Consider the following 10903-nt stretch of genomic DNA (forward strand, 5'->3'; position numbering starts at 1 on the left):
CGCTGACCCGTGGTCACAGGGTGGCGACGAACCCACCGAACTGATCGTTTTGTCGGACCCCCTCGCTAGCCTCCTGCCCCAACACCGTCGTGAACGATTCGCAGGAGGAACCGTGGGTTGGCTGGACGCCGCCGGGTACCAGGTGCGGCTCGGGGAGAACGGGCGCGTCCAGTGCCGCAACGGCAAGGGAAAGCTCCTCTCCTCGGTACCCGCGTCGCTGAAGGACGACCCCCGGGTCGTCCAGTTGAGGCAGCTCGCCGAATGGCTGTCCCGGCACGAGGCCGAGTGCCTCGCCGCCGTGGACGGCTGGATGGTGCGCTCGCTGCCGGTGCCCGCGGCCTTGATCGCGGAGGTCTGGGCGGACGCCACGTGGGCCGCCGCCCTGCGGGACCTCGTGGTGACGGCGGACGACGGCAGCGGCCCGGAGACCGGCTTCCTGCGCGACGCGGATCCGGAGCGCGGGCTCGGCGTGGTCACCCTCGACGGTGACACGCGCCGGCTGCGGCCCGAGGTGGTGGGCATCCCGCACCCCGTGCTGCTGGAGGACTTGGAGGAGCTGCGCGAGTTCGGCGCGGAGCTCGGCGTCGAGCAGAAGGCGCAGCAGCTGTTCCGGCAGACGTTCACCCGGCCCGACTCGGTGGCGGGCAAGACGTCCGTCGACGACTACTCCGGCGGGAAGTTCGAGCAGCTCAACCACGCGCTCAGCCGGTGCCGCACGCTCGGCTACCCGGTCCGCGGCGGTGACGCGGTGTACTCCGCGTTCGAGGACGGCCGGGTGGTCGAGGCCCGCTACTGGCTCGGCTCGGACTACCCCGAGAGCGAGACGTGGACCGGCGGGCTGACGTGGGCGTTGGAGGACGGAACCGCGGTGCCGCTCGCCGACGTCGGACCGGTGGCCTGGTCCGAGGGCATGCGCATGGCGGCGGCGATCCACGCCGGCCGCGTCGTCGAGGAAGCGGTGGTGAACCAGTGATGGCCCGGACGTCGAAGGCGCGCAAGTCGGACGCGCGGCACTCGAACGCACTCCTCTCGGCGGGCGCGGTGCTCCCCGGCACCTCCGACGTCGGCGAGGACCGCGACACGGTCACCGCCCGCCACTACAGCCACCCGGCGCTCGACGACCGCGTCGTGGTGCGGCTGGTGCCCGCCGTCCTCGGCCGCGCCGAAGACCTCACCTGCGAATACCTCGGCTTCGACGCGCCGAGCCGGGTCGAGGGTGTCGGCACCGGTCGGCGCAGCGCGCTGGGCTTCCCCGCGTGGGCGCTGGTGCACGACCCGGCCAACGCCCACCACGCGCTCAACCTCGTCAAGGAGATCGAACGCCTGGCCCGCACGGCCAAGTCGAAGGCAGGCTCGGCGAAGGACGGCTTCACGTCGCTCGGCACCATGCTCGGAAGGTCCGCGCCGCACTTCCTGCCCACGTTCTACGAGCAGGCCGGGCGGATCTTCCTCCAGCACGGCAACACCAGTTACGCGGCGAGCATGTTCGGCAAGGCCCGCGAGGCTGAGGAGGTGCACGACCTGGCGGTGGACCCGGAACGCACCCGTGAGGTGTTCCTGGAGTTCGCCTTCGCCGGCGCGCTCACCGCCAAGGCGCTGTCCGCGCACGCCAAGGGCCTGGCTCGCAAGCACGACGCCGACGCGGCCTACGAGCTGTTCTACACGCTGTGCGTCGAACGGACCCGCGGCGGCCTGCCCCCGTACACCGGGATGCCGGAAGACCTGCGGCGGTTGGCGAAGGCCGCCAAGCGGGACCTCCGCGCCGAGGACGCGAAGCTGCTGCACGCCGTCCTCGACAGCTCCGCGATCAGCCGCGCGGGCACCGCGTTCTGGAAGGCGTACCGCGACTCGCTGGTGGCGTTGGCGACGGACGACGTGGAGGTGCGGGCGCGGCTGCTGTCGTTCGTGCCCGACGCCGGGGGCGCGATCGACCTGTGGCTGGACATCCTCACGTCGTGCGGCGCGACCCGTGCCCTCGTGGGGCCGGACGAGGTGCCCGCCGAACCCGCCGAGTGGCTGTCGGCGGTCCTCGACGTCCGCCGGTCCGGGTGGCGGGACGTAGGGCGCTCGGTGAAGCTGCTGGACCTGGTGGAGGCGATGGCCGACCGGCTGGTCGCCAACGGCGTGCCGGTCCGCGCGCTGCGCTACCGGCAGCAGGGCGAACTCGACGTGCTCGACCTGCTGGTGGCGCGCGGGGTGCCGATCGCGCCCGAGGAGTCCTTCGACACCTTCGGCGTGGCCGGGTGGTTGTCCGACGACAACCCCGGCCACCGTGACCTGACCTCGCTGGCCGCGTCCGAGCGGTTCGGGGAGGCCTTGGGCAGGGGGTTCGTCGCGTACCTCAGGTCCGTGTCCCGGAAGCAGACGGTCGCCGCCGACGTGCTGGTCGCCGCGATGGCCGTGCCGGGTCTGCGCGCCGCGCTGCGCACCTGGGTCACCGCTGCCGCCGCCGACATCACCGCCACCGGCCTGCCGGGCCTGGAAGCCCACCTGAGCAACCAGCTCGTGGTGCGACTGCCCGAGGCGTTCCTGGACGTGCCGGAGGCGGCCGAGTCGATCGCCGCCACCGACGTCGCCGCCGCACTGCGCACGACGCTGCGCGCCGGTCTGCTGGACGAGCTGGGGTGGCCCGCGCTGGAAGAGGCGGTCGCCCGGCTGCGGTCCGCCGCCGCGCCCAAGGACTCGGGTGTCGAGGTGTGCGGCGAGGGCTGGCCCGCGCTCGTGCTGCGCCGCGGTGAGACGTTCGTGGTCGTCGGCCCGGACGAGGTGCTCGCCGAGCACATCTCCCGCATCCCCGTCGACGCCCGCGGTCACCGGCCGGAGCCGCGCGCATCGTGGTTCGACGGTGTGCTGCTGGTGCGCTGGCAGGGTCCTGAGGACGAACTGGCGTACTGGAGCGACGCACCGGACCACGTGTTCAGGCTGGGCGAGGGCAACCGCTACTACTACCGGCGCGACTCCATCGCGCCGTCCATCGCGCTGCCCGGCGGCGGGCGCTTCACCGGCGGGCGTGCCGTGCACCCCGGCGACACGGTCGTGCCGACGGCGCAGCCGACGAACAGCGACGGCACGACGGTGTGGACCGAGGCGTACCACGAACACCGGTGGCGCTGGTTCGAGGTCGACCCGGCCACCGGGGAGCGCGGTCGGGCGAGTCTGCCCCGCTTCGTGGAGGACTTCGCCGTCGACGGGGCATCCCTGTTGTTCAGCGACTGCGACCTTCGGCCCGCCGTGCCGGCGACCGAGGGCAGCCCCCTCGGCGCGGCGAACGGCCTGCACGGCTGGCGGGTGCGCCGTGAAGCGGACGGCTCGTCGACCGGTGAGGGCGTCGACGGGCGCCGGGTCCGGCTGGCCGTCAGCCGCCGCACCCCGATCGGCTTGCTGCGCCTGCCCGGTGGGGCGGAGCTGACCCTGGCCGGCGGGCGCGACTCGATGGTGCTGTTCGACCCGGACGGCGTCGAGTTGTCGTCCGTGTCGGCCGGCGGGAAGAACCCGCCGTACGCGGCCGGCACGCCGCTCGTGCCGTCGTTGGACTGGTGGCACCTCCTCCGACCGCGCGACGAGGCCGGGTCCGCCGCACTGCGCGGCGTGACCAGGGAGGCCGTGGACGCCATGCTGGCCGCGGCGCTGGCGGAGCAGAAGGAGAAGGCGCCGTCCCTGCGCGACAAGCTCGCCGTGCTGGTCCGCGGTGAACGCGGCGGTCTGGCCGACGCCGTCACCGCGGCCCTGCCCGGCATCACCCACCCGGGGTTGATCACCGGCGTGGCCGACGTGGTCCGGCGCGCGGCAGGACTGCTGAGCGCCTACCGCGAGTACGCCGCGATCGCCGAAGCGGCCCGGCTGGTCGAGCCGATCGTCGCGCCGACCGGGCCCGCGATCAGCGAGAACGAGGTCGCCGCCGCGCTCGGCTGGTTCGGCAACTACTCGTCCCGCTACTCGGAGGGCCACGCCCCGACGAGGTTGCCCGAGCTGATCGCCGCGCTCGCCGAGACGGCCGGTCAGACCGAGCCGGTGGCACGCGAGCTGCCCGAGTCCGGGGTGCCGGACTGGTTCCAGGCGGTGCCGGACCTGGCCGCGTTGGCGTACCGCGCCGCGTCGCCGCTCACCCCCGAGAACCAGCGGGCCGCGTTGGTGCTCGTGCTGCGGTCGGTCGCGGACGCCGGCCTGACCGACCACGCGGGGCACTGGCGGTCCGTCGGCGTGGTCGTGGACGACGATCAGCTCAACCCGAAGGACCGGGTCGTGCCGGTGCGCGACGGGTTCGTCGCCATGTTCGAGACCCAGTGGCGCAGCGAGCCCGGCAGGCGGTTCAACGGCCTCCAGTTCAGCCGCACACCAGGCGTCTTCCACCTGCCGAAGGGCTGGCGGGTGCAGTTCGCCGACGAGGTGCGGACGCCGTTCCCGGGCGAGCAGATCACCCGGTTCCTCGACGTGCTGGCCGAACGCGGGCCCGCGCCGTGGTTCCCCGAGGCCGTGCCCGCGCTGGTGGAGCGCACGGGCCTGAGCACCGCCGAGGCGACTGTGGTGCTGACCGGGATGCCGGGCGTGCTCCAGTGGGGCGCGAAGTTCCTCGACGCCGCCGAACGGCAGTTGGTCGGCCTGTCCGCGGCCGGTGCGAAGGCGGCCAAGGAACGGCTGCAAGGGCTGTCCCGCTGGTACCTCCGCCGGCTGCTCGTCGCCGCCGTGCCCGCCGACCCGGTCGACCTGTGGACCCGCGGACCCGACGTGGACGCGGTCGCCGAGGTGTGGACCGCCGAGCACGGGCAGCGGTCGCCGGTGCCGGACGACGTGCTGGCCGACGCGGTGAAGTTCGTGCAGGTGCAGCGAGTCGGCGAGTACGTGACGGGTGTGGTCAACCCCGACATCACGCCGTGGCTCGGCAAGGACGCCGACCTGGTGTTCGACGGCTCGACGCTGGTGGCCCGCAACTCCGACGGGTTCGACCGGTCGGCGCTGGGTGCGGTGCCGCAGGTGCTGCTGTGGTTGGCGCACCGGCTCCCGGTCGGCTCGCCGCTGCGCTCCCGGCTGCCGGAGACGTTGTCGCTGGCGCGGCAGCGGGTGGCGCACCCCGGTTTCGCGGTGGAACTCGGCCGTTGGGTCGACCTGGCCAAGGTCTGCGCGCTGCTCGGCGTCGGCGAGCCCGCCGCGGGGGAGGTGCACCGGTACCGCGACTGGTTGGAGCTGACCCGCGTCGGCGACGAGTACTGCCGGCTCATCGCGCGTCCCGGCCTGGTCCCCCCGGACGACCGCGACCTGTTCAAGGCCCTCGCGCAGATCGGCGGCGGGCACGACGCGCTGGCGGTGCTGGACCGGCTGGCGGACGACCGGCTCACCGCCGCGTGCGCGGTCAAGGCGCCCGAAGGCGTCGACCCGGCCGCGTACCACCAGGACCCGACGGTGTCCGTGCCCGCGCTGGTGGCCGAGGCCGCCGAGCGGTTCGGGCTGCCCGAGGACGCGGCGGTGCTGTACCTGCAACTGCTGGCGCTGCCCGATCCCACCGATGCGAACGTGGCCAGGTGGACCGGGTGGAAACCCGCCCGCCTGAAGCAGGCCCGTGCCGCTCTCGCCGAGACCGACCTGGTGCTCACCGCGAAGCGCGCGCGGGCCGGGCGGTCGCTGTTCCTGCCCGGTGGGTGGCTGGCCCTGTCGACGCCGCACCTGCCGCTGGAGGTGTGGAAGGCGCAGATGTTCGAGTACCCCAGCGGCCGGCCCGGCGCGATCGTGCCGCTGGAACCCGTCGCGGACCTGTTCGCGCGCGCTTGGGGGCGAATCCTCGACGGCGACGCCCCCGCCTACGAAGAGCTGAAGACCGGAGGACGCAGGTGACCGCGATCAAGGGGGTCGAACCCGGTCGGGGTGAGTCCCGGCAGGGTGAGTCCCGGCAGGGCGGATCGAGGCAGGTCGAGCCGGCCGAGGACGCCTTCCATCAGGAGCTGGCGTTCCTGGCGGCCTACGACAGCGGCCCCCGGCCGCCGGGGTGGCGGCTCACCCCGCGCGCCGTGGTGACGTTCGTGATGGGCAGCGGCGACGTCCTGGCGCTGCCCAAGGGCGCCTCGGCGGACGGCGTGCCGTCGCGGCTGCTGATCAGCCCCAAGTTCGTCGGTGAACGCGCGCTGGTCGAACGGGCCGTCGTGACGCTCGCGGGCGAGCGCGGCCTGTTGCTGGTCGGCGAACCGGGCACGGCGAAGTCGATGCTGTCCGAACTGCTGGCCGCCGCCGTGTCCGGCAGCAGCCAGCTCGTCGTGCAGGGCACGGCGGGCACGACCGAAGACCAGTTGCGCTACGGCTGGAACTACGCGCTGCTGCTGGCCGAAGGCCCGAGTCCGCGTGCGCTGGTGCCGTCACCGGTGCTCAACGCGATGCGCGGCGGCGGCGTGGTGCGGGTCGAAGAGGTGACCCGCTGCCTGCCCGAGGTGCAGGACGCGCTGGTGTCCATCCTGTCCGACCGGCGCATCGCCGTGCCAGAGCTGTCGGGCACGGACGCCGCGACCGTGCACGCCGCGCCCGGCTTCACGGTGATCGCCACCGCGAACCTGCGCGACCGCGGCGTGTCGGAGATGTCGGCGGCGTTGAAGCGGCGGTTCAACTTCGAGGCCGTCGGCCCCATCGGCGACCTGGCCGCCGAGACGGCGTTGGTGCGACGGCAGGCGAGCGCCGCGCTCGAACGGGTCAGCGCGCCGTTCGCGGTGGACGACGTGGTGCTGGAAGTGCTGGTCACCGCGTTCCGCGACCTGCGAAGCGGGGTGTCCGAGGAGGGCTGGGCGGTCGAACGGCCGTCCACCGTGATGAGCACGGCGGAGGCGGTGTCGGTGGCGACCTCGCTCGGGCTGGCCGACGCGTACTTCCCCGGCGACCGCGACACGTTGTCGCTGCTGCCGGGGCACCTGCTCGGCGTGGTCCGCAAGGACGACCCGTCCGACGCGGTCCGGCTGCTCGGCTACTGGGACGGCGCGGTGCGGCGGCGGGCCGAGTCGGGCGCGCGCACCTGGCGACGGCTGTGGGAACTCCGTGACGTCCTCGACGCCTGATCTCGCGGACCGGCTGGCCGACCACGAGGTGCCGCACCTGATCGGGGTGCGGCACCACTCGCCCGCGCTCGCCGGCGTGATGCCCGCGCTGCTGGAGTCGTTCGCGCCCGAGGTGCTGCTGGTCGAGCTGCCCGAGGAGTTGGGGGAGTGGCTGCCGTTCCTGGCCGATCCCGACCTGGTCGCGCCGGTCGCGTTGTCGGGCGCGTCCCCTGACGGCGCCCTCGCGTTCTACCCGTTCGCCGACTTCTCACCCGAGTTGGCCGCGATCCGGTGGGCGTACCGGAACGGCGTCGAGGTCCGCCCGTGCGACCTGCCGATCGCGTCGCGCGGTGACGGGCACCAAGGCGGACGGCAGGGCGCGTCACCGCTGGCGGACGCGTTGCGCCGGGCCACCACCGGCCGTGACGGCGACGACCTGTGGGACCGGCTGGTGGAGGCCGCCGCGCCGGGCCAGACCCCCGAAGCGGTGCGGCGGGCGGCTCTGCTGGTCGGCTGGGCGTTGCGCCGGGACGCCGAGGACGGCGGGGTGGATCCGTTCGACCTGCGCCGCGAAGCGTGGATGCGGCGCGCGGTCCAGCGTGCGGGCGGACGGCGGTGCGCGGCCGTGATCGGGTCGTTCCACGCGGCGGCGCTGCTGGACGGACCGGTGGACGACTCGCCGGTGCCGAAGGCGGACGTCGTCACCTCGTTGGTGCCGTACGGGTTCGGGTTGCTGGACGAGCGGTCCGGCTACCCGGCGGGCATCCGCGACCCCGAGTGGCAGCAGGCGGTGCTGGAGGCGGCCGGCGACCCGGACGCGGTCGAGGCCGCGGCGGCGTCGGTGATCGTGCGGATCTGCGGGCGGGTGCGGGAACTCGGCCACCCGGCCGGTCCGGGTGAGGCGCGGGAGGCGTTGCGGCTGGCCGTGGACCTGGCCCGGCTGCGCGACCTGCCCGCACCCGGACGGGGCGAGGTGGTGGAGGCGGTGCAGTCCGTGCTGACCCACGCCGAGCCGTTGGGCCGAGGCCGGGTCGTGGCACGGGCCGCCGGGGACGTGCTGGTGGGGCACCGCACCGGGTTGCTCGCGCCCGGCACGCCCCGGTCCGGTCTGGCGCCGGCGGTGGAGGCACTGCTCGCGTCGCTCCGCCTGCCCGGTCCGGACTCCCGGGAGCCGGTGTCGTTGCGGCTGGACCCGTTGCGGTCGGCGCTGGACGCGCGGCGTGAGGTGGCGTTGCGGCGGTTGACCGTGCTGGGGGTGACGTACGCCGGGGAGACGGCGACCACGGGCGTCGGCGGCGCCGACGCCCTCACCACCCGGTGGACGGCGGAGTGGACCCCGGCGACGGCGGCCACGTTGCCGGTGGCCGGGTTGTGGGGCGCGACGCTGGAACTGGCCGCGTCCGGTCGGTTGCGCGCCCGGCGTGTTGAACGGGAGCAGCGCGGCGGGCACACACCCGCCGCGGTGCTGACCGACCTCTCCGACGCGGCCGGGTGCGGGTTGCCCGAGCTGGTGGACACGCTGCTGGACGACGCGGCGACCGTGCTGCCGTCCGCCGGCACGTTGCGGGAGTTGTTGGCGGCGTTGGACTTGCTGGACCGGTTGCGCGCCGGTCACCTGCCCGGGACTCCCGGTGAGGTGCTCGACGCGCACCCGTCGCTCGCGCGGGAACTGGAGACGGCGGCGGTGGCCCTGCTCGACGGGCTCGCCGGGTCGGAGGACGTGGCGGACGCGCGGGCGCTGGTGGAGCTGGGGCAGCGGCACGACGTGCACGGGTTGCGGCTCGCGGCGTGCCTGCGGCGCCTGGCCGACGAGGGCGCGCCGCTGATCGCCGGTGCCGCCGGTGCGGTGCGGGTGCTGCTCGGGCTGGTGCCGCCGGAAGCGCTGGGTGAGCGGGTCGCGTCGTGGGTGGACGGTGCCGGCTCCCCCGAACGGCGGGACGCGCTGCGGCGCGGGCTGACCGGCGTGCTGGCGGCGGCGGGGCCGTTGCTGGAGACGCCGGAAGCGCTGTCGCCGCTGCTGGACCGTGTGGAAGGCCTGGCGGACCGGGATTTCCTGGACCGGCTGCCCGCGTTGCGCGGGGCGTTCACGTCGGTCGGCCCGGCGGCGCGGGCCCGGGTGCTGACGGTCGTGGAGGAGCGCACGGGCGAGCGGGTCGACGCTGCCGGCGCCCCGGATCCCGAGCTGTTGGCGGCCTGGCTGGAAGCCGAGCAGGCCGGTGTGGATGCCCTGCGTGCCCGCGGTTTGCTGCCCGGCCCTCGTGACCGCGCGGTGTCGCCGGTCGAGCCCGTCAAGGCGGCTGCGACCTCCGGGGGCACGCTGCCGGCGGCCATCCGGTGGCGGTTGGTGCTCGGGGCGAACGGTGAACGGCCGGCGGGCGGCGAGCGCTATGCCGCCGCGTTGGACGAGCTGTACGGGCGTGACCGCGGTGAGGGCGCGTCGGCCGGCGATCTCGGGGCGGACCGCTCCAGCCCGTTCCCCGGCGTGCGCGAGTGGTCGGAGGAGCTGCGGGACCTGTTCGGCGACCACGTCCGGGAGGAGGTGCTGGCCGCGGCGGCGGAAGGCGGCCGGCTGGAAGCGGCGCTGGAGATCGACCCCGGCTCGGTGCGGCCTTCGGTGGAGCTGCTGCGGAACGTCCTGTCGCTGGCCGGCGGCCTGTCGGAGTCGGCGCTGGCGCGGCTGCGGCCGTTGGTGGCGCGGCTGGTGCGGGAGCTGACCGCGCAGTTGGCCAACCGGATGCGGCCGGCGTTGTCCGGTATCCAGCTGCCGGTGCCGACCCGTCGCCCCGGCGGTCGGCTGGACCTGCCGCGCACCCTCCGCGCGAACCTCGCCACCGCGCGCCGTGACGCCGACGGGCGGGTGGTGGTCGTGCCGGAACGCCCGGTGTTCCGCACCAGGGGTCGGCGGTCGAGCGACTGGCGGCTCGTGCTGGTGGTGGACGTGTCGGGGTCGATGGAGGCCTCGACGGTGTGGTCGGCGCTGACCGCCTCGGTGTTCGCCGGGGTGCCCGCGCTGTCGACGCACTTCCTGGCGTTCTCGACGGAAGTCGTGGACCTGACCGACCGGGTGGCGGACCCGTTGTCGCTGCTGCTGGAGGTTCGGGTCGGGGGCGGCACCCACATCGCGGGAGCGTTGCGCCACGCCCGTTCCCTTGTGACCGTTCCGGAGAGGACGATGGTGGTACTGGTCAGTGATTTCGAGGAGGGCGGTCCGGTCGGGCCGCTCGTCGGGCAGGTGCGGGAACTGGTCACCTCCGGGGTGACCGTGCTCGGCTGCGCGAGCCTCGACGACCGCGGCGTCGCCCGCTATTCCACGTCGGTAGCGGGCGCGCTGGTCGCGGCCGGGATGCCGATCGCCGCGCTGAGCCCGCAGGAGCTGGCGCGGTGGGTGGGGGAGAAGGTGCGCGGTTGACAACCTCCCCTACCTCGAAGGGTGAGGATTCCCCGTCGGGCTCGCGCCCGCCGGTTCCTGTTTCTTCTCCCTCGGAAGGGAGGTTTCGCCGGATGCCTCGCCGACTAGCGTCGGGTCGGTCTTACTCCGGCTCCACAGGCTGCGACCGCCTGCCCGGCGTCCAGGATGTTGCGCGCGGCGTTCACGTCGCGATCGTGCGAAGCCCCGCAGCCGGGGCAGGTCCACCTACGCACCCGCAGCGGCAGCGTGTCCAGCAGGAACCCGCAGGCCGAACAGGTCTTGCTGGAGGGCAGCCAGCGGTCGACCACGACCAGGTCGCGGCCGTACCACTCGCACTTGTACTCCAACATCGACCGCAGATCCGACCAGGCCACGTCGGAGATCGCGCGGGCCAACGACCGGTTGCGCAGCATGTTGCGGACCGCGAGATCCTCGATCACGACCAGTTGGTTCTCCCGGACGAGTCGAGTGGTCAGCTTGTGCAGCA

At 74.2% G+C, this 10903-nt stretch carries 5 protein-coding genes; 4 read left to right on the plus strand and 1 reads right to left on the minus strand.

Features of this window, described 5'->3' with window-relative positions; genetic code table 11:
- Positions 1 to 112: 112 nt before the first annotated feature.
- Genes OQ02_RS32630 through OQ02_RS32645 form a run of 4 tightly spaced genes read left to right on the plus strand, consistent with a single transcriptional unit; the run spans position 113 to position 10416 of the window.
- Positions 113 to 973, plus strand: coding sequence for a DUF4132 domain-containing protein (locus tag OQ02_RS32630; protein WP_033442494.1), 861 nt, complete (start codon positions 113 to 115; stop codon positions 971 to 973).
- Complete coding sequence (locus tag OQ02_RS32635) at positions 973 to 5826, plus strand: hypothetical protein (RefSeq protein ID WP_033442495.1); 4854 nt, start codon at positions 973 to 975, stop codon at positions 5824 to 5826. Before OQ02_RS32630 ends, OQ02_RS32635 begins: the two co-directional genes overlap by 1 nt.
- 5 nt (positions 5827 to 5831) lie before the next feature.
- Complete coding sequence (locus OQ02_RS32640; protein WP_051773077.1) at positions 5832 to 7028, plus strand: ATP-binding protein; 1197 nt, start codon at positions 5832 to 5834, stop codon at positions 7026 to 7028.
- Entirely contained in the window at positions 7009 to 10416 is a 3408-nt protein-coding gene (locus OQ02_RS32645) for a DUF5682 family protein (protein ID WP_033442496.1), read from the plus strand. The genes OQ02_RS32640 and OQ02_RS32645 overlap by 20 nt, the downstream gene beginning before the upstream one ends.
- A gap of 104 nt (positions 10417 to 10520) precedes the next feature.
- Here the strand turns inward: OQ02_RS32645 and OQ02_RS32650 are convergent.
- A partial coding sequence (locus OQ02_RS32650; protein ID WP_033442497.1) for an RNA-guided endonuclease TnpB family protein occupies positions 10521 to 10903 on the minus strand: 383 nt, incomplete at its 5' end.

It is taken from the genome of Saccharothrix sp. NRRL B-16314 (genome assembly GCF_000716595.1).
GTDB lineage: Bacteria > Actinomycetota > Actinomycetes > Mycobacteriales > Pseudonocardiaceae > Actinosynnema.

Coding starts and splice junctions, on each gene's coding strand:
- OQ02_RS32635 (WP_033442495.1), top strand. CDS start 973: ATGGCCCGGACGTCGAAGGCGCGCAAGTCGGACGCGCGGCACTCGAAC.